Source organism: Clavibacter sp. B3I6 (assembly GCF_030816895.1).
In the GTDB taxonomy this organism is placed as follows: Bacteria; Actinomycetota; Actinomycetes; order Actinomycetales; family Microbacteriaceae; genus Clavibacter.
Map to the genome: position 1 here is coordinate 2,322,125 of NZ_JAUSYL010000001.1, position 18,385 is coordinate 2,340,509.

General features: G+C 74.8%; 16 protein-coding genes and 1 pseudogene. 12 read left to right on the forward strand and 5 right to left on the reverse strand.

Going from position 1 to position 18,385, the window contains the following annotated elements; all coding sequences use genetic code 11:
- Positions 1–46 precede the first annotated feature (46 nt).
- Complete coding sequence (locus QFZ62_RS11210) at positions 47–2,125, reverse strand: MMPL family transporter (protein ID WP_307505639.1); 2,079 nt, start codon at positions 2,123–2,125, stop codon at positions 47–49.
- Between the two features lie 77 nt (positions 2,126–2,202).
- On the opposite strand from QFZ62_RS11210, the gene QFZ62_RS11215 reads away from it, so the two are divergent.
- Both QFZ62_RS11215 and QFZ62_RS11220 read left to right on the forward strand, forming a co-directional pair.
- Complete coding sequence (locus QFZ62_RS11215; RefSeq protein ID WP_307505643.1) at positions 2,203–2,784, forward strand: MarR family transcriptional regulator; 582 nt, start codon at positions 2,203–2,205, stop codon at positions 2,782–2,784.
- A gap of 136 nt (positions 2,785–2,920) precedes the next feature.
- Positions 2,921–3,799 (forward strand): patatin-like phospholipase family protein, encoded by an 879-nt coding sequence (locus QFZ62_RS11220; protein ID WP_307505645.1) that lies wholly within the window; start codon positions 2,921–2,923, stop codon positions 3,797–3,799.
- Between the two features lie 76 nt (positions 3,800–3,875).
- Here QFZ62_RS11220 and idi read toward each other — a convergent pair.
- Positions 3,876–4,443, reverse strand: a pseudogene (idi, locus tag QFZ62_RS11225) (isopentenyl-diphosphate Delta-isomerase).
- Positions 4,444–4,487: 44 nt separating this feature from the next.
- Between idi and QFZ62_RS11230 the strand changes: the two are divergent.
- The 5 genes from QFZ62_RS11230 to QFZ62_RS11250 are packed head-to-tail and all read left to right on the forward strand — an operon-like array spanning position 4,488 to position 9,798.
- Positions 4,488–5,558, forward strand: coding sequence for a polyprenyl synthetase family protein (locus QFZ62_RS11230; protein WP_307505648.1), 1,071 nt, complete (start codon positions 4,488–4,490; stop codon positions 5,556–5,558).
- The gene (gene crtI, locus QFZ62_RS11235) at positions 5,555–8,200 is read left to right on the forward strand and encodes a phytoene desaturase family protein (RefSeq protein WP_307505651.1); all 2,646 of its coding nucleotides are present in this window, start codon (positions 5,555–5,557) and stop codon (positions 8,198–8,200) included. Before QFZ62_RS11230 ends, crtI begins: the two co-directional genes overlap by 4 nt.
- Entirely contained in the window at positions 8,200–8,544 is a 345-nt protein-coding gene (locus QFZ62_RS11240) for a lycopene cyclase domain-containing protein (RefSeq protein ID WP_307505653.1), read from the forward strand. The genes crtI and QFZ62_RS11240 overlap by 1 nt, the downstream gene beginning before the upstream one ends.
- The gene (locus QFZ62_RS11245) at positions 8,541–8,909 is read left to right on the forward strand and encodes a lycopene cyclase domain-containing protein (protein WP_307505656.1); all 369 of its coding nucleotides are present in this window, start codon (positions 8,541–8,543) and stop codon (positions 8,907–8,909) included. Before QFZ62_RS11240 ends, QFZ62_RS11245 begins: the two co-directional genes overlap by 4 nt.
- Positions 8,902–9,798, forward strand: coding sequence for a prenyltransferase (locus QFZ62_RS11250; RefSeq protein WP_307505659.1), 897 nt, complete (start codon positions 8,902–8,904; stop codon positions 9,796–9,798). Before QFZ62_RS11245 ends, QFZ62_RS11250 begins: the two co-directional genes overlap by 8 nt.
- A 15-nt stretch (positions 9,799–9,813) precedes the next feature.
- On the opposite strand, the gene QFZ62_RS11255 is transcribed toward QFZ62_RS11250, so the two are convergent.
- On the reverse strand, positions 9,814–10,263 hold the full coding sequence (locus tag QFZ62_RS11255; protein ID WP_307505661.1) for a hypothetical protein: 450 nt from the start codon (positions 10,261–10,263) through the stop codon (positions 9,814–9,816).
- Here QFZ62_RS11255 and QFZ62_RS11260 point away from each other — a divergent pair.
- Positions 10,262–10,993, forward strand: a complete 732-nt coding sequence (locus tag QFZ62_RS11260; protein ID WP_307505664.1) for a hypothetical protein — start codon at positions 10,262–10,264, stop codon at positions 10,991–10,993. The two genes, QFZ62_RS11255 and QFZ62_RS11260, sit on opposite strands and share 2 nt — an antisense overlap.
- Positions 10,994–11,014: 21 nt before the next feature.
- Here QFZ62_RS11260 and QFZ62_RS11265 read toward each other — a convergent pair whose 3' ends face one another.
- On the reverse strand, positions 11,015–12,052 hold the full coding sequence (locus QFZ62_RS11265; protein ID WP_307505667.1) for a LysR family transcriptional regulator: 1,038 nt from the start codon (positions 12,050–12,052) through the stop codon (positions 11,015–11,017).
- Between the two features lie 102 nt (positions 12,053–12,154).
- On the opposite strand from QFZ62_RS11265, the gene QFZ62_RS11270 reads away from it, so the two are divergent.
- The gene (locus QFZ62_RS11270; RefSeq protein WP_307505669.1) at positions 12,155–12,586 is read left to right on the forward strand and encodes a DUF5997 family protein; all 432 of its coding nucleotides are present in this window, start codon (positions 12,155–12,157) and stop codon (positions 12,584–12,586) included.
- A 108-nt stretch (positions 12,587–12,694) separates the two neighbouring features.
- A complete protein-coding gene (locus tag QFZ62_RS11275; RefSeq protein ID WP_307505672.1) occupies positions 12,695–14,158 on the forward strand; it encodes a DUF2079 domain-containing protein in 1,464 nt (487 codons plus the stop codon).
- A 102-nt stretch (positions 14,159–14,260) separates the two neighbouring features.
- Here the strand turns inward: QFZ62_RS11275 and QFZ62_RS11280 are convergent, their stop codons facing one another.
- Entirely contained in the window at positions 14,261–15,748 is a 1,488-nt protein-coding gene (locus QFZ62_RS11280; RefSeq protein WP_307505674.1) for a CitMHS family transporter, read from the reverse strand.
- Between the two features lie 93 nt (positions 15,749–15,841).
- Between QFZ62_RS11280 and QFZ62_RS11285 the strand changes: the two genes are divergently transcribed.
- Both QFZ62_RS11285 and QFZ62_RS11290 read left to right on the forward strand, forming a co-directional pair.
- Positions 15,842–17,707 carry a Spo0B domain-containing protein gene (locus tag QFZ62_RS11285; protein WP_307505676.1) on the forward strand — a complete coding sequence of 622 codons (1,866 nt, stop codon included), beginning with the start codon at positions 15,842–15,844 and terminating at the stop codon, positions 17,705–17,707.
- Positions 17,704–18,366 carry a response regulator gene (locus tag QFZ62_RS11290; protein ID WP_307505678.1) on the forward strand — a complete coding sequence of 221 codons (663 nt, stop codon included), beginning with the start codon at positions 17,704–17,706 and terminating at the stop codon, positions 18,364–18,366. Before QFZ62_RS11285 ends, QFZ62_RS11290 begins: the two co-directional genes overlap by 4 nt.
- The last annotated feature ends 19 nt before the right edge of the window (positions 18,367–18,385 follow it).

Below are 18,385 nucleotides of genomic sequence, written 5' to 3' on the forward strand. Positions count from 1 at the left end.
GTCGCCGGCCCGCCCATTATGGCACGCGGTGCCATATGTGCGCGGGTCAGTCCGCGACCGCCTCCACGCTGTGCCGCCCCGTCCGGTGCGACGGCCACCAGAACCGGTCGCCGAGCAGGAAGACGAGCGCCGGCACGAGCAGCGTCCGCACCACGAGCGTGTCGAGCAGCACGCCGATGCAGACGATGACGCCGATCTGGGTGAGCGCCACCACGGGCAGCACCCCGAGCACCGCGAAGACCGCGGCGAGCAGGATGCCCGCGCTCGTGATCACGCCGCCCGTCGATGCGAGCGCCCGCACCATGCCCTCGCGCGTGCCGTGCAGGCGCCGCTCCTCCCGCGCGCGGGTCACGAGGAAGATGTTGTAGTCGACCCCGAGCGCCACCAGGAAGAGGAACGCGAACAGCACCACGTTCGCGTCGAAGGCCGGGAACCCGAGCACCTGCTGGAACAGCACGTTGGCGGCGCCCAGGCTCGCGAAGAAGGTCGCCAGCACGCTCGCGATGAGGAGCACGGGCGCCACGAGCGAGCGCAGCAGCAGGCCGAGGATGACGAAGACGATGGCCAGGATGATCGGGATGATGAGCCCCTGGTCGCGCTCGGACGACGCGGCGGTGTCGGCCGCCGTGGCGTCGCTGCCGCCCACGAGCGATGCGGACTCCTCGCCCGGGGCCGCCGCGTAGGCGTCCCGGAGGTCCTGCACGGCGGCGAACGCGGCGGCGCTCTCGGGCTCCGCGTCGAGCTGCACGTCGATCCGCGTGCGGCCCTCCGCGGACTCGCCCGCCCGGGCGCCCGCGACGCCGGGGACGGACTCGGCGGTGGCGACGGCGTCCGCGGCGACCGCATCCGGCGCGAGCACCACGGTCTGGGCGGTGAGCCCGGCGGAGAACGAGGCGTCGACGACCTCCTGCGCCCGCACCGACTCGGGCTCGCCGAGCAGCTGGTCCGTCTGCGACAGGCCGACGCGCGCGCCGACGAGGCCGAGCGCGAGGACGCCGACCCCCGCGAGGGCGACGACCGCGACGACCACGGGCCGGCGCTGCACCCCGAGCCCGAGGCGCCGCCAGACGCCCGGCTTGCCGCCGTGGTCGACGTCGGTGCCGGCGCGCGGCACGAACGGCCAGAAGAGGCCCCGCCCGCACACCACGAGGGCGGCCGGCAGCACGAGGAGGGCCGCCGCGATCGCGATGACCACGCCGATCGCGCACGCGAACCCGAGCGCCCGGTTGCCGGAGAGCTCCGCGGCCAGCAGCGTGATGAGGCTGAGCGCGACCGTGCCGCCGCTCGCCGCGATGGCGGGACCCGCGCTCGTGACGGCCGTGAGCATCGCCCGGTGCCGATCCTCCTGGCGCGTCAGCTCCTCCCGGTAGCGGGCCACGAGCAGCAGGGCGTAGTTGGTGCCGGCGCCGAAGACCAGCACCGAGAGGATCCCGCCGATGGAGGCGTCGATCGTGATCCCGAGCGGCTCCGCGAGGGCCGTCACGACCACGCGCGCCAGGCCGTCGGCGACGCCCACGACGACGAGCGGGACGATCCAGAGCACGGGGCTGCGGTACGTCACGATGAGCAGCACGGCGACCACGAGCACCGTGACGAGCAGGAGCCGGACGTCGGCCCCCGCGAACGCGTTCGAGATGTCGGCCTGGAAGCCGACGGGTCCGGTGAGCTGCGCGGCGAGGCCGTCGGGGAGGCCGTCCGCGGCGGTCGCCCGGAGCCCCTCGGCGGTGGCGGCCAGGTCGTCGGCGGCCTCCGTCGCGTCGAGCGGCACGGCGACGAGCGCCGCCCGCCCGTCCTCGCTGACCTGCGGCACCACGGCCCGCGGGGCGATCGAGTCGGCGGCCAGGGCCTCGGCGCGCTCGGCGACGGCAGTCCGGTCGGCCTCGGTGAGCGCGGCGCCGTCGCGGCTGAAGACGAGGATCCCCACGGTCGTGTCCGCGCTCGGGAACCGCTCGAGGAGCTCGCTCACCTGCCGCGCCTGGCTGGACTCGGGCAGCCCGGACGGCGGGAAGGCGTCGGCCTCGCCCTTCGGCAGGAACGCGAACAGGGCGGCCACGGCGGCGGCGGCCAGCACGAGCGCGATCCAGGCGGTGCGGCGGGCGCTGACGAAGCGGGCGATCGATCTCACGGGTCCTCCAGGTGTGCGGTGATCGTCAGCCTACTGACTGTCAAGCGTCTTAGCTACCTCGGCCGTACGATGGACCCATGCCCCGCACCCGTCCCGCCGCCGGAGCGGAGGAGCTCGACGCCCTCCCGGCCCCCGGCGCCGGCGTGCCCGCGGCTGGGGGCGACGCGGGCGAGCTCGGCCGCGTCCTCCGCGACGTGCTCGGCCTCGCCGCCGGGTTCGAGCGCCGCCTCGGCACCGTCCTCGAGGTCAACCCCACCGACATGAAGGCCATGGAGCACCTCATCCAGGCGGGGTCGCTGTCGCCGACCGAACTCGCGGGCCGGCTCGGGATCTCGACCGCCGCCGCGACCCTCGTCGTCGACCGGCTCGTCGAGGTCGGCCACGTCGACCGCCGGCCGCACCCGCACGACCGCCGCCGCGTGGTCGTCGTGCCGCGGCCGGCGTCCGTCGGCCGGGCCATGGACGAGCTGATGCCCATGATCGGCGGCGTCGCCCGGGCCGCGGACGCGCTGACCGAGCGCGAGCGCGCGACCGTGCTGCGCTTCCTCGGCGAGGTGCGCGAGGTCTACCGGGAGGCCGCCGCGGGACCGCAGGGCGCGACGAGCGGCGCCGTGGATCCGCTCCCCGCGCCCGCCGCGCCGCCCGCCGCGCCGCGCTGATCCCGGCCGCGTCCACCCCGCGTCCACCGCTCCCTCGGCCGCCGTCCACCGGGCTCGGGGATGATGGACCCAGATCCACCACGTCGACCACGACGTCCACCACCGCCGCGCGCACGCGCACACGACGAGGAGAACCATGACCGGGACCGATCGAGACACCCCCACGGCGACGCGCGGGCTGGTGCTGGGCGGCGGCGGCGTCGCCGGCATCGCCTGGGAGACGGGCCTCCTCTCGGGGCTCATCGCCGCAGGCGTCGACCTGGGCGCGGCCGACGCGGTCGTCGGCACCTCGGCCGGATCCGTCGTGGCGATCAACCTGCGCGCGGGCGCCATCGACGCCGCCTACGACGAGCACTTCGTCGACGTGGCCGGCATGGCGGAGCCCATGGGCAGCCGCGACCTCTCCCGCACGGTCGAGGTCATCGGCCAGGGCGTCGCGAGCACCGAGGGCGAGATCCCCACGCGCCAGCGGATCGGCGAGCTCGCGCTCGAGGAGTACGACCCCGAGGTGGACGACGCCGCGAGCGTCGAGCGCATCGGCCAGCTGCTGCCCATCCGCGACTGGCCCGAGGCCGACCTCCGCATCACCGCGGTCGACGCCGGCACCGGCCGCTTCACCGTCTTCGACCGGGACTCCGGCGCCGACCTCGTGCGCGCGTCCGCCGCCAGCTGCGCCGTGCCCGGCGTCTTCCCGCCCGTCACCATCGACGGCCGCCCCTACATGGACGGCGGCATGCGCTCCGGCACGAACGCCGACGTCGTCGCCGACCACGAGCGGATCCTCGTCGTCGCGTGCGGCCCCGAGGCGCCCACGTCCGGCATGGGCCCGACGCTCTCCACCGTCGTGCAGCAGCTGCGCGGCCGGGCCGACGTGCTCGTGATCCAGGCCGACGCGGCCAGCACGCGCGCCTTCGGCGAGAACTCGCTCCTGCTCGCGACCCGCCAGGCGTCCGCCGAGGCCGGCCGCGCGCAGGCCGAGCGGGTCGCCGACGAGGTCCGCGCCTTCTGGGGCTGATCCCCGCACCCCCGCTCGCACGACGAGGGGCCCGGCCGCGCGGTGCGGCCGGGCCCCTCGTCGTCGGCGGTGCGGATCAGGCCACGGGCACGGCGTCCGCGAGCCCGACGTGCGCCGCGTGCTCCGGGTAGAGCAGCGGCAGCTGGAGCGTGAGCCACGGGCTGAAGGCCCACGGCGTGAGGGCGACGGCGGACGTGAGCTGCTCGGGATCCACCCACCGGTACTCGCCCACCTCCTCGGGCCGCGGGTCGACCGGCGTGGCCGCGACCGCGCGGAACACGGGGCAGATCTCGTTCTCGACGATGCCCGCGGCGTCGGTGGCGCGGTACCGGAAGTCCGGCAGCACGAGCTCGACGGACGCGAGCGTCAGCCCCAGCTCCTGCTCGGCGCGGCGGTGGACGGCCTCGAGCATGTCCTCGTCGGGCGCGGGGTGCCCGCAGAACGAGTTCGTCCAGACGCCCGGCCAGGTGAGCTTGCCGATGGCGCGGCGCGTGACGAGGATCCGCCCCTCCGCGTCGAGCACGTGGCACGAGAACGCGAGGTGCAGCGCCGTGTCGCGGGTGTGGACGGTCGCCCTTGGGCGCCGTCCCGATGGCCGTGCCGTCGTCGTCGAGGAGGACGACGAGCTCGGTGTGATGTGACATGCGCTCCCTGCTTTCCGTTACCCCCTCGATGTTAGGTTTCATCCGTGGACGCCACCAACCTCGCTGCCGTCTCCACATCGAGGCAGGCCCACGTGAACGGCGTCCTGGACGCGTTCTTCGCCCGGTCCCTCGTGCGGGCCGAGGTGATGGGCGAGGAGTACGTGAAGCTCTGGCGCACGCTGGAGTCCAACACGGCCGGCGGGAAGCGCTTCCGCCCCCGCATGGTCATGGCCGCGTACGACGGCCTCGGCGGCGAGGACGTGCGGGCCGCGGCCCACGTCGGCGCCGCGTTCGAGCTGCTGCACACCGCGCTCATCGTCCACGACGACGTCATCGACCGCGACTTCACCCGGCGCGGCGGCCCCAACGTGTCCGGCGCCTACCGCGACATCGCGACCACGCAGGGCCTGCCCCAGCCGCTCGCCGAGCACCGCGGCATGTCGGCCGCCGTCATCGCGGGCGACCTGGCGCTCGTCAACGCGTACCGCCTCATCGACGCGAGCGGCGTGCGCGATCTCACCCGCTCGCACCTGCTCGAGATCCTCGACGACGCCGTGTTCGCGTCGGCCGCGGGCGAGCTCATCGACGTCGAGTTCTCGCTCACCGCCGAGGTGCCGAGCGTGGAGGAGATCCTCCGCATGGAGCGCCTCAAGACCGCCGTCTACTCGTTCGAGGCGCCGCTGCAGGCGGGTGCCGTGCTCGCGGGCGCCGGCCCCGCGGTCGTCACGGCGCTCGGCGACTTCGGCCGCGACATCGGCATCGCCTACCAGGTGGTCGACGACGTGCTCGGCGTGTTCGGCGACGAGCAGGAGACCGGCAAGACCAACCTCGGTGACCTCCGGGAGGGCAAGCGCACCGTGCTCATCGCGCACGCCGTCCGCTCGTCGGAGTGGCACGAGATCAGCTCGCTCGTCGGCAAGGACGACCTCTCCCGCGGCGAGGCGGCGCTCGTCCGCTCGGTGCTCGAGAGCTCCGGCGCCCGCGCGTACGCCGAGGGGGTGGCGCGCGACCTCGCGGTCGCGGCCGTCGCGCGCCTCGACGACCCGGCCGTCCCGGAGGCGCTCCGCCGCGAGCTCGCGCCCGTCGCGGAGTCCGTGCTCGGGCGCATCCGATGACCGCTCGCCGTCCCGGCCCACGCCGTCCCGCCCCCGAGGCGCCCACCGGCCTCGAGAAGTACGACCGCGTGGCGCAGGAGACGGCCTCCGTCGTGATCCGCCGCTACTCCACCTCCTTCGGGCTCGCGTCCCGGCTCCTCGGTGCGGACGTCCGCCAGCACATCGAGAACGTGTACGCGCTCGTGCGCGTGGCCGACGAGATCGTCGACGGCGCCGCGGCCGGCGCGGGCGTGGATCCCGCGCACGTCGAGGGCCTGCTCGACGCCCTCGAGCAGGAGACCGAGGACGCGATGCTCCGCGGCTACAGCGCCAACCTCGTCGTGCACGCGTTCGCCATCACGGCCCGCCGCGCCGGCTTCGGCGCCGAGCTCACCGCGCCGTTCTTCGCCTCCATGCGGATGGACCTGCGGCGGATGGAGCACACGCCGGAGTCCTTCACCGAGTACGTGTACGGATCCGCCGAGGTCGTCGGCCTCATGTGCCTGCGCGCGTTCCTGGTCGGTCACGCGACCACCCGGGCCGAGCGGATCCGCTTCGAGGAGGGCGCCAAGCGCCTCGGCGCCGCGTTCCAGAAGGTCAACTTCCTCCGCGACCTCGCCGCCGACCACGACGCGCTCGGCCGCAGCTACTTCCCCGGCGTCGACGTCGCCTCCCTCTCGGAGGCCGACAAGGAGCGCATCCTCGACGACATCGACGCCGACCTCCGCATGTCCGGCGCCGTCATCCCCGACCTCCCCGCCTCGAGCCGCCGCGCCGTCGCGCTCGCGCAGGGCCTGTTCGCGGAGCTCGCCGTGCGCCTCCGCGCCACGCCCGCGGCCGAGCTGGCGCGCACGCGCGTGCGGGTGCCGGATCCCGTTAAGGCCCGCATCGCGCTCGCCGCCGCCACCGGCGCCGAGCCCTCCGGCGTCGACGGCCGCCTCGTGCGCCGCTCCCGCGGACCCCGTGCCGACGGCGCCCGCCCGACCCCCGCGTCGCGGCCCGCCGCTTCCGACCCGAACGCGTCCGACCCCGCCCCGTCCGACCCCGAGCAGCAGGAGAGCGCCATGACCGCACCCACCGCCATCGTGATCGGCGGCGGGATCGCCGGCCTCGCCTCCGCCGCGCTCCTCGCCCGCGACGGGTACCGCGTCACCCTCGTCGAGGGCCGCGACCAGGTCGGCGGCCGCGCCGGCTCCTGGGAGAAGGACGGCTTCCGCTTCGACCTCGGCCCCAGCTGGTACCTCATGCCCGAGGTGTTCGACCACTTCTTCAAGCTCCTCGGCTCCAGCGCCGCCGAGCAGCTCGACCTCGTGCGCCTGCCCGGCTATCGCGTGCTCTTCGAGGGCGATCCCGAGCCCATCGACATTCGCGACTCCCGCGAGGCGAACCTCGACCTCTTCGAGAGCGTCGAGCCCGGATCCCGCCCGGCGATGACCCGCTACCTCGACTCCGCGAAGGAGGTCTACGAGATGGCGAAGAAGCGCTTCCTCTACACGACCTTCGCCGACTACCGGCCGCTGCTGAAGCGCGACGTCGTCGCCCGCACGGGCACGCTCGCGAAGCTGCTCCTCACGCCGCTGGAGACCCACGTGGCGCGCGCCGTCACGGACCACCGGCTCCGCCAGATCCTCGGCTACCCGGCCGTGTTCCTCGGCTCCTCGCCGAAGCTCGCGCCGAGCATGTACCACCTCATGAGCCACCTCGACCTCGAGGACGGCGTGCTCTACCCGCAGGGCGGGCTCATCACCGTCATCGACGCGATCGAGCGGGTGGCGCGCGCGGAGGGCGTCGAGATCCGCACGGGCGCGCCCGTGTCGCGCATCCTCACGGAGCCGGCGAAGGCCGGTCGCGCCGTCGCGCGCGGCGTGCAGATCACCACCGACGCGGGCACCGAGACGCTCGAGGCCGACGTGGTGGTCTCCACGGCCGACCTGCACCACACCGAGACCGAGCTCATCCCCGAGGCGTTCCGCACCTACCCGCAGTCGTACTGGGACAGGGCCACCGCCGGCCCCGGCGCCGTGCTCGTGTACCTCGGCGTCCGCGGCGAGCTGCCCGAGCTGCACCACCACACGCTGCTGTTCACGGAGGACTGGGACCGCAACTTCTCGCAGATCTTCCCACCGAAGGGCGGCGCCACCTCGGTGCCGGATCCCGCCAGCATCTACGTCTGCAAGCCCAGCGCCACCGACGGCTCGGTCGCGCCCGACGGCCACGAGAACGTGTTCATCCTCGTGCCCATCCCGGCCGACCCGACCATCGGCCGCGGCGGGATCGACGGCGCCGGCGACGCGCGCGTGGAGGAGATCGCCGACCGCGCGATCCAGCAGATCTCCGACTGGGCCGGCATCCCCGACCTCGCCGAGCGCATCGTCGTCCGCCGCACCTCGGGCCCCGGCGACTTCCAGGCCGACCTGCACTCCTGGAAGGGCACCATCCTCGGGCCCGCGCACACGCTGAAGCAGTCGGCCATGTTCCGGGCCGGCAACACGAGCGCGCGGGTCGACGGGCTGCACTACGCCGGCGGATCCACCATCCCCGGCATCGGCCTGCCCATGTGCCTCATCAGCGCCGAGATCCTCGTGAAGCGCCTCCGCGGCGACGTGTCGACCGGACCCGGCGCCGAGCCCCTCGTGCGCACGGTCGGCCGCCCGGTGGTCTGATGGGGCTCGTCTACCTGGCGCTGCTCCTCGTCACCATCGGCTGCATGATGCTCCTCGACCGGCGCTGGCGGCTGTTCTTCTGGCGCGACCGCACGGCCGCGGCGCTCACCACCCTCATCGGCGTCGCGTTCTTCCTCGCGTGGGACGTCGCCGGCATCTCCCAGGGCATCTTCTTCCGCGGCGAGACGGAGTTCATGACGGGGATCCTCGTGGGCCCGGAGCTGCCGGTCGAGGAGGTCTTCTTCCTCACGCTGCTCTGCTACCTCACGATGAACCTCGTCAACGGGTTCAGCCGCCTCGCCGACCACCACGTCGCCCGGGCGAGGGAGCGCGCGAACCGATGAGCTACCTCGTGCTCGACCTGCTGTTCCTGCTGCCCGTCGCGGTCGTCGGGTTCCTGTTCCGCCGCCTGCTGCTGCGCGAGGCGGCCGCCGTGCCGTACGGGTCCAGCCGCTTCGACTACCCCGAGTACTACTGGTACCGGCGGATGCCCGTCGCGATCCTGCTCGTGATGACGCTCGTCTTCGACAACATCATGATCCAGGTGGGCCTCGTGGGCTACGACCCCGACAAGCTCGTCGGGCTGATCCTCGGCGTCGCCCCCATCGAGGACTTCGCCTACGCGATCGCCGCCCTCGTGCTGCTGCCGGCCGTCTGGTACCTGCTTCGCCGCCGCCGCGCGGTCTCCGGCATCGAAGCGCATGAGTGACGTGCGGACGCGACCAGGCGTCGGCGAGGTGCTCCGCACGATCGTCCTCTCGTCGCGCCCGCTCTCCTGGGTGAACACGGCGTTCCCGTTCGCGGCCGCGTACCTCACGGTCACGCGCGAGCTCGACCTCACGGCCGTGCTCGGCACCCTCTTCTTCCTCGTCCCGTACAACCTCGCGATGTACGGCATCAACGACGTCTTCGACTACGAGTCCGACATGCGGAACCCGCGCAAGGGCGGCGTGGAGGGCGCGGTGCTCGCGCGCGCCATGCACCGGCCCGTGCTCGTCGCGGTGCTCCTCGTCAACCTGCCGTTCCTCGCCTACCTCGTCATCGTGGGCTCGGCCGCCAGCACGGCCGTGCTCGCCGTGAGCGTCTTCGCCGTGGTCGCGTACTCGCTGAAGGGCCTCCGCTTCAAGGAGCGCCCGATCCTCGACTCGCTCACCTCGAGCACGCACTTCACCTCGCCCGCGGTCTACGGCATCGTGCTCGCGGGCGGCGCGTTCACTCCCGCGCTGTGGGCGATCCTCGCGGCCTTCTTCCTGTGGGGCGTCGCGTCGCACGCGTTCGGCGCCGTGCAGGACATCGTGGCCGACCGCGACGGCGGCATCTCCTCCATCGCGACCGTGCTCGGCGGCGCCGCCACCGTGCGGATCGCCGTGCTCGCGTACGCCGCGGCCGGCCTCGCGATGCTCGCCACCGGGCTGCCGGGGATCATCGCGGCCGTGCTCGTGATCCCGTACATCCTCAGCACGGCGCCCTTCTGGTCGATCCGGGACGAGGAGGCGGAGGCCGCCAACCGGGGCTGGCGCCGCTTCCTCGGCCTCAACTTCCTGTCCGGCTTCGTGGTGACCCTGCTGCTGATCGTGTTCTGGCGCACGACCGCCTGAGCGCGCCGCCCGCGCTCAGTAGTGCGTCGGCATCATCCCGGTCGCGAGCTCGCGCCGGCGCCGGGCGTGCTCGCCCGCGAACGACAGCAGCTCCATGTCGTGCTCCCGCATCCAGGCGATCGCGGCGTCCAGCGTGACCGCGGTCGAGACCCAGACGCGCCGGCCGGAGTCGTCGACCGCGTCGGCGTACACCTCGAAGACGGGTGCGGACCCGGCGGCGCGCGCGGTGGGCACGACGTAGCCGAGCACGGGCTGCGACGCGACCTGGACGCGCCAGGCGCCCTGGTGGAATCGGGCGTGCGGGTGGTGGTCGAGGGGCTCGGGCTCGCGGATCATCTGCTGCTCCAGGGGAGGGGACGGGGGCGTGAGCGCCCGGCCGCGCTCGTGGACGACGATAGGCTCGGCGTCCGACACGGGGGCGTCGGCGATGATGGACGTGACGCCCTCCCGAACCCAGGAGCCCATGCCCCCGCCGATCCGGATCCTCCACCAGGCCGTCCGCCCCTTCGTGGCGGCCAGCCTGCGCGGCGGCATCCCCACCCCGCTCACCGCCGCGGTGCCCACGGACGCACCCGTCGGCGTCGTCCCGGGACCGGATCCGGACCGGATCCTCGTGCTCGGCGGCATCGGCGGATCCGGCGTGGGCCTCCGCACGCACGCCGAGGGCGTCGCCGCGCAGTCGGCCCGGGCGCTCGCGGGGATCACCGGGCGCGGCGTCGCCTGGCGCACCGTGCCGCTCGCCGACCAGCACCTCTCCGCCACCCAGGAGGCCGTCCGGCAGATCACGGAGCTGCACCGCTACGACGTCGTGCTCGTGATGCCCGGGGTCGCCGACGCGCTGGAGCTCGCGCGCATCACGCCGTGGGTCCACCGGCTCGAGGACCTCCTCGACCACCTCGTGGAGCAGACCGCCGACAACTCGATGGTGCTCGTCTCCGACGTCCCGCAGGTGTCGCAGTACGTGGAGGCCGGCGCGTTCGTGCGCGGCCTGTTCCGCGACCACGCGGCGTACCTGTCCGAGCGGAAGGCCGAGGTCTGCGCGCGGTTCCCGCAGGCCACGTCGATCAAGCTGCCCGACGCCGGGCCGATCGACTTCGTGGACGGCGAGTTCCGCTACTCCTCCATGTACCGCCGCTGGGGCGAGCACGTGGGCCGGGTCGTCGCCGACCTGCAGGCGGAGCGCGGCCACGCCTGACCGGATCCGCCCGGTCGGGTCCTAGCGCCCGCGCCGGCCGCCGCGCGGCGGGGGAGTGCGCCGCCCGCCCGCGCCGCCCTTCGGGGTCGGCTTCGCGCCGCCGGCGCCGCCCTTGCCGGCCGCGCCCGGCTTGCCCGCCGCCTTCCGCGCGGTCTTCTGCGCGGCGGTGGGCTTGCGGCGGTCGCGCTCGTCGTCGTCGCGCGGCGAGCGGGAGCTCTGCGCCGTGCGCCCGCGGACGATGCCTACGAGCTCCTCGATGTCGGGGGAGGCGTCGCCCTCGCGCCAGGCCACGGCGATCCGCGTCTCCGGCAGGTCGTGCACGGGCACGGCCACGAGGTCCTTGCGCGCGTGCAGCCGGCCGAGCGCGTGCGGCACGACCACGATCCCGACGCCCGCGGCGACCAGGTCGACGGCGCCGGCGACGTCCTCGGGCATGGGCACCGGATCCGCGCCCGCCGTGCGCCCCGCCCAGCCCGGCACCTCGTCGGCCGGCTGCAGGAGCAGGTCCTCGGCGAGGTCGGAGAGGGCGATCGCGTCGGCGGCGGCGTGCGCGTGGTCCTTGGGCAGGATCGCGACCTGCACCTCGCCGTACAGCGGCACGACCGTGAGGCCCCGGCCGTCGACGGGGAGGCGGAGGAAGGCGACGTCGACGGATCCGTCGACGAGGGCCGGCGCGGCGTCCGGCTCGGCGAGGGGCGTGATGCGCAGCGGCACGCCCTCGACGCGCTCGTCCCACGCGCGGGTCCACTTCGCCACGGTCACGCCCGGCACGATCGCGACCACGAGGCCGCGCGGCGGGGCGGCGGCCTCGGCGGCGAGGCGCGCGTCCTCCCGGGCGATGGCGGCGCGGGCCTCCTCGAGGCGCGCCTCGCCGTCGGGGCTGAGGCGCGTGGGGCCGTCGTCGCGCACGAACAGCTCGACGCTCCACAGCGCCTCGAGGTCGAGGATCGAGCGGCTCACGGCGATGCGCGAGACGTTGAGGGCCTTCGCGGCGCGGGCGAAGTGCAGCTCGTCGGCCACGGCGGCGAAGTGCCGGAGGGCGGTCGGGTCGGCGTCCACGGGAGTCCCCTCGGTGGCCCGCTCGTGGGCGGCGCGGTGAGCGGCGGCGGGTCGATCCAGGCTAGTGCAGGCCGCTCCGGGCCCCGACGGTACCCTGGGCACATGACGAGCGACGGATCCAGCCAGACGATGAAGGCCGCGACCGCGGCGAAGAAGCTGGGCGTGCACCTGCCGGCGACCCCGGTGGAGTTCCAGGAGTCGACCCCGTCGCGCGCGGAGCTCGCCGAGATGACGGAGAACCCGCCCGAGTGGCTCGCCACGCTGCTGCGCGACGGCCCGCACCCGCGCCAGGTGATCGCCGGCAAGCTCGGCGTCTCCATCGCCGGCCTCGCCCGCGGCGGCGTGACGGAGGCGCTCACCACCGCCCAGATCAAGGAGCTGCTCCAGGCCCCGCCGCAGTGGCTGGTGCAGGAGCGCGCGACGCAGGCCGAGGTGCGCGAGGAGCAGATCCGCGTGAAGAACCGCGACGCCGGCCGCGCCGCCCTGGCCGCCGAGCGCGAGCGCCAGGAGGGCACCGGCGGCTCGCGCCGCTGACGCCCCGCCCGGCTCCCGACCCGACCCCAGCCCGTCGCCGCGACGCGGAGCGGATCACCCGGGGAGCGCGCCGCCGGGATCCGGGGGCCGCGTGAGACCCTTGCCCTCGTGACCAGTCCGAACGACACGGCCCGTCGCCGCCACGCCGCCGAGCCCGCCGCGCCGGACCCCGCGGCCGTCCTCCCGGCGCCGCTCACCGGATCACGCGTGCCCGGCACGGTCGGCTCCGTGGTCGTCGCGGCGCTGGTCACGGCGGTGTACGTGCTGTACTCGGCGCTCGAGTGGCGCCGCTTCACCGTGAAGTCGTGGGACCTCGGCATCTTCACGCAGCTCGCGCAGGACTACTCGCGCCTCGAGGCGCCCATCGTCTCCATCAAGGGCGACGGCTTCAACCTGCTGGGCGACCACTTCCACCCGATCCTCGTGCTGCTCGGCCCCGTCTACGCGATCTGGCCGCACGCGTTCGCGCTGCTCGTGGTGCAGGCCGTCCTCATCGGGATCTCGGTGGTCGGCGTCGGTCGCCTGGCCGGCCGCGTCGTGGGCCGGTGGGGCGCGATCACGGTCGCCGCCGCGTACGGGCTGAGCTGGGGGATCCAGGGCGCCGTGGCGTTCCAGTTCCACGAGATCGCGTTCGCGCTGCCGCTGCTGGCCTTCGCGCTCGACGCGGTCGTCGCCCGCCGCGCCCTCGCCGGCGCCCTCTGGGCCGCGCCGCTCGTCTTCGTGAAGGAGGACCTCGGGCTCACGGTCGCGGTGCTCGGCGCGATCCTCGCGCTCACCCTCCACCGCCGCGTCGGCCTCGCGCTCGCCGCCTGGGGCGTGGCGTGGTTCGCGCTGGCGACCGCGGTGATCCTCCCCGCCTTCAACCGCGAGGCCCGCTGGGACTACGCGTCCAAGCTCGACGCGGGCGGCGCGCTCGCGGATCCGCTCGGCACGATCGCCGGGCTCCTCGTCGCCCCGAAGCTCGAGACGGTCGCCTTCCTCCTCCTCGCGGGCGCGTTGATCGCCGTGCGCTCGCCCCTCCTCCTGCTCGTGCTGCCGACGCTCGCCTGGCGCTTCCTGTCGCCGACCGAGTCGTACTGGGCGCCCGGCTACCACTACGACGCGGTGCTCATGCCGATCGTCTTCGCGGCCGCGATCGACGGCGTCGCCCGCGCCCGGGCGGGACGGCAGAGCTGGCTGCGCACGGCGTCGCGCGCGACCGTGCCCGTGATCGCCGTGGCCGCGATCGCCCTGGGCATGCGCTCGCCGATGGCCGAGCTCGCGGGCCCGACCCTCTGGCAGCCGGCGCCGCGCGCGGCCGAGGCCCAGGAGGCCCTCGACCTGGTGCCCGCCGGCGCGAGCGTCCTCAGCGACATCGGCCTCATGTCGTACCTCGTCGACGACCACGAGGTGTTCTGGCTCGGCAACCCCGGCAACCCGGCGCCGCAGTACGTCGTCATCGACACGCTCGGCGGCGGCCTCGGCCCGGGTGCGCTCGACGCCGTCCGGTACGGCGAGGCGACGCAGGCGGGCACGACGTACGAGATGGTCTACGCCGACGCCGGGTACCAGGTGGCGCGCCGGGTCTCGTAGGGCCCGACGCGAGCCGCTCGCGGACCCCGCGCACGCGAGGAGGCCGGGCGCTCCCCCGAGCCGCCCGGCCTCCGCGTGCGCGCTCCCGCGGAGCGCCCCGACCTAGATCGGGATGGCCGCCGTGAGCACGCCCACCGCGAGCATCACGAGCGACACCAGGACGGCCCGCCACAGCACCTTGCGGTGGTGGTCGCCGAGGTTCACGTCCGCCAGGGACACGAGCAGCAGGATCGCCGGCACGAGCGGGCTCTGCAGGTGCACGGGCTGCCCGGTGATGGACGCGCGCGCCATCTCGACGGGGTCGATGCCGTAGTTGGCCGCGCTCTCCGCGAGCACCGGGAGCATGCCGTAGTAGAAGGCGTCGTTGCTCATGAAGAAGGTCATCGGGATGCTGAGCACGCCCGTGATGACCGCGAGGCCGGGGCCCAGGGCGTCCGGGATGATCGTGACCAGCCAGTCCGACATCGCCGAGACCATGCCGGTGCCGTTGAGCACGCCGATGAGGACGCCTGCCGCGAGCACCATCGAGACCACGCCGACCACGCTGGGTGCGTGGGCCGCGATCCGCTCGCCCTGGTCCTTGAGGACGCGGAAGTTGACGATGAGGGCGATGGCCGCGCCGACCATGAAGACGTACGCGAGCGGCAGCTGGTCCATGATCAGCAGCACGAGCACCGCGAGCGTCAGACCGAGGTTGAACCAGATGAGGCGCGGGCGGAGGGTCTCGCGGTCGGGGTCGAGCATGGTCGAGCCGACGGTGGAGACCGCGGCCGTCTCGGCGCGGACGAGCGACGGGGCCAGCGTGATGAGGCCGCCGCGCGGGGTCGCGGGGGCGCCGCGACCGGCGCGCCACCAGCCCGAGCCGCCCGTGGAGCCGCCGGAGCCGGAGCCGCCCGCGGCGTCGATGCCGCCCTCGGCCCGCGCCTCGCCGAGCGCGGCGAGGCGGTTGCGCTCGCGGACGCCCATGGTCCACGCGAAGACGAAGACGAGGGCGAGGCCCACCAGGAGCGACGGGATCATCGGCACGAAGATGTCGGTCGGCGAGACCTTGAGGGCCGCGGCCGCGCGGACGGTCGGGCCGCCCCACGGGACGATGTTGAGCGTGCCGTTCGCGAGGCCCGCCGTGCAGGTGAGCACGACCGGGCTCATGCCGAGCTTGCGGTAGATGGGCAGCATGGCCGCCGTGGTGACGATGAAGGTGGTGGATCCGTCGCCGTCGAGGGAGACCGCGGCCGCGAGGATCGCCGTGCCGAGCACGATCTTCGCCGGGTCGCCGCCCGCGACGCGGAGGATGAGGCGCACCAGCGGGTCGAAGAGGCCGACGTCGATCATGATGCCGAAGTAGATGATGGCGAACATCAGCAGCGCGGCCGTGGGGGCGAGGTCGCCGAGCGCCTCGATGACCATGTCGCCGATCCCGAGGCCGGCGCCCGCGAAGAGGCCGAAGATCGTCGGCACGAGGATGAGGGCGACCATGGGCGTCAGCCGCTTGGTCATGATGAGGGCCATGAAGGTGAGGACCATGGCGAAGCCCAGGAATACCAGCACGTGTGACTCCTTCGTCGGTGGGCGGGACGCCCGGCTGAACATCACACGCTAGGTCGGTGTCCGCGTCCCGTCGCGCTTGTGCCGCTTCATCGCGATAGTGCACGAAGACGACGTTCTGCGCATTATGCTCACGAGGTGGATCGGGCGACGGGGCGACGACGGGCGGGGCTCGACTTCGCGCGGCGCATGCTCGTCCTCCAGCTGCTCGTCGTGCTCGTGGTGGTCGGGATCGCGACGGTCGCCTACGGCCTGCTGAGCTCCTCCGAGAACCGGGACGAGGCGCAGGCGACGGCGCTCGCGATCGCCCGGACGGCGGCCGAGGATCCCGCGCTGCGGGCCGCCGTGACGGCCGAGACGGAGGTCCCCGGAGTCGCCGCAGCGGCCGACCTCGCCGACGGGCCCGTGCAGCGCACGGCCGAGGCGGTGCGCGCCCGGACCGGCGCGCTCTTCGTGGTGGTCACCGACGACCGGGGCCTGCGGCTCGCCCACCCCGACCGGGCGGAGCTCGGGCAGCGCGTGAGCACGGATCCGACGGTCGCGCTCGCGGGGCGCGAGGAGGTGACCTGGGCCACCGGCACGCTCGGGGAGTCCGCCCGGGCGAAGGTGCCGGTGCGGGCGCTCGACGCGGAGGCGGGCGGGGGAGCGGGCGGCGCGCCCGCGGGCGACGGATCGGGTCGGGTCGTCGGCGAGGTCAGCGTCGGCTTCGCGGCGGCTACCGTGCGCGACTCCATCGGCGTCGACGTCGCCGCCATCGCGGTCGTCGCCCTGCTCGCGCTCGGGGTCGGCGCCGTGGCCAGCGGGATCCTGTCCAGGCGGCTCGCGCGCCTCACCCTCGGGCTCCAGCCGTCCGAGCTCGCCGGCCTCGTGCAGGACCAGGCGGCCGTCCTCTCCGGCGTCGGCGAGGGCGTCCTCGGCGTCGGCACCGACGGCCGGGTCACCGTCTGCAACCCGCGGGCCGCCGAGCTGCTCGGCCTCGTGGATCCGGTCGGCCGCGCGCTCGAGGAGCTCGGGGTCGCCGAGGCCGTGCGCGACGCCGCCGCCCGGACCGCCGCCGACGGCCGGGCGGCCTCCCTGCGCGCCGTGGTGGACGACCGGCTCCTCTTCGTCGATGTCGCCCGCGTGGAGCGCGACGGCCGCGACCTCGGCACGGTCGTCGTCGTGCGTGACGAGACCGACCTCGAGTCGATGAGCCGGCGCCTCACGGCCGTCACCGCGATGTCCACCGCCCTCCGCGTGCAGCGGCACGAGTTCGCGAACCGGCTGCACGTCGTGCGCGGGCTGGTCGCCACCGGCCGCGTGGACGAGGCGGGGAGCTACCTCGCGGGCGTCCTCGAGCAGGGGCCGGTCGCCTTCCCGATGCGGGACGCCGAGCTCGTCGACGAGCCGTACCTGCACGCGTTCCTCGGGGCCAAGGCGCTCGAGGCGGAGGAGCGCGGCGTGGCGCTCCGGGTAGGGCCCGGCACGCTCGTGCGGGGGATCCTCGTGCGGCCCGAGGAGGTCACCACCGTGCTCGGCAACCTCGTCGACAACGCGGTGCACGCGGCCGTGCGGGGATCCCGCGCCGACCGCTGGGTGGAGGTCGAGGCGCTCGACGACGGGCCCGACCTGCACCTCGCCGTCTCCGACTCGGGCGATGGGCTCGGCGCCGCGGATCCGGCGGGCGTCTTCCGGCGGCGGCCCGACGACGTGGACCGGGCGGCCCGGGCGCTCGCCGCGGGCGGGCCCGCGGCCACCGGACCCGATGGACGCGGCGGCGCGGATCCGGCGCACGGGCTGGGCTTCGGCCTGCCGCTCGCGCGCGACATCGCCCGGCGCGACGGCGGCGACGTGTGGGTCGCGGATCCGGGCGGCCCGCCGCCCGACGCCGTCGCGGGCGCCGTCTTCTGCGCCCGCCTCACGGGGGTGGTCGAGCCGCCCGACGCGGACCCGCCCGGCTACCCCGCCGCCGCCGCCTCCGACGACCTCCCCGACCGCCCCGCCCCGGATGGAGCCCCCGCGTGACCGACGACCTCACCGTCCTCGTCGTCGACGACGACTTCCGCATCGCGCGCCTGCACGAGGGCCTCGTCGCCTCCGCGCCCGGCTTCCGCTCCCTCGGCACGGCGGGCAGCGTGCGCGCGGCGCTCGCCGTGCTCGACGCCGAGCGACCCGACCTCGTGCTCCTCGACGCCTACCTGCCCGACGGCAGCGGGCTCGACCTCGTGCGGCGGATCGAGCCCGACGTGATCCTCGTCACGGCCGCCGACGACGCCGCCACCGTCCGCCGCGCCCTCCGCGGCGGCGCGGTCTCCTACCTCGTGAAGCCCTTCGCGCCCGAGCTGCTGCTGGCCCGGCTCGCCGCCTACGCGGCCTACCGAGCCGGCCTCGACACCGACCGTCCGCTGGACCAGGCGGCCGTCGACCGGGCGATGCAGTCCCTCCGCCCGGGACGCACGGCCGCGAACGCGCGGCCCGCGACCGAGCAGGCCGTGCTGGACGCCCTCACGGCGGCGGGCGACGAGCTCTCCGCCCCCGACATCGCCGAGCGCGTCGGCGTCTCCCGCGCCACGGCGCAGCGCTACCTCGGCGCGCTCGCCCGGGAGCGCGTGGTCGACGTGCAGCTCAAGTACGGATCCACGGGCCGCCCGGAGCACCGCTACCGGATCCTGCGGCCGCGCTAGGCGCACGACGGCCGGCCCC

Excerpts from the sequence above, each read along its gene's own strand:
- QFZ62_RS11215 (WP_307505643.1), top strand. The coding sequence starts at position 2,203 with ATGCCCCGCACCCGTCCCGCCGCCGGAGCGGAGGAGCTCGACGCCCTC.
- QFZ62_RS11220 (WP_307505645.1), top strand. The coding sequence starts at position 2,921 with ATGACCGGGACCGATCGAGACACCCCCACGGCGACGCGCGGGCTGGTG.
- crtI (WP_307505651.1), top strand. The coding sequence starts at position 5,555 with ATGACCGCTCGCCGTCCCGGCCCACGCCGTCCCGCCCCCGAGGCGCCC.
- QFZ62_RS11240 (WP_307505653.1), top strand. The coding sequence starts at position 8,200 with ATGGGGCTCGTCTACCTGGCGCTGCTCCTCGTCACCATCGGCTGCATG.
- QFZ62_RS11245 (WP_307505656.1), top strand. The coding sequence starts at position 8,541 with ATGAGCTACCTCGTGCTCGACCTGCTGTTCCTGCTGCCCGTCGCGGTC.
- QFZ62_RS11250 (WP_307505659.1), top strand. The coding sequence starts at position 8,902 with ATGAGTGACGTGCGGACGCGACCAGGCGTCGGCGAGGTGCTCCGCACG.
- QFZ62_RS11260 (WP_307505664.1), top strand. The coding sequence starts at position 10,262 with ATGCCCCCGCCGATCCGGATCCTCCACCAGGCCGTCCGCCCCTTCGTG.
- QFZ62_RS11255 (WP_307505661.1), bottom strand. The coding sequence starts at position 10,263 with ATGGGCTCCTGGGTTCGGGAGGGCGTCACGTCCATCATCGCCGACGCC.
- QFZ62_RS11270 (WP_307505669.1), top strand. The coding sequence starts at position 12,155 with ATGACGAGCGACGGATCCAGCCAGACGATGAAGGCCGCGACCGCGGCG.
- QFZ62_RS11280 (WP_307505674.1), bottom strand. The coding sequence starts at position 15,748 with ATGTTCAGCCGGGCGTCCCGCCCACCGACGAAGGAGTCACACGTGCTG.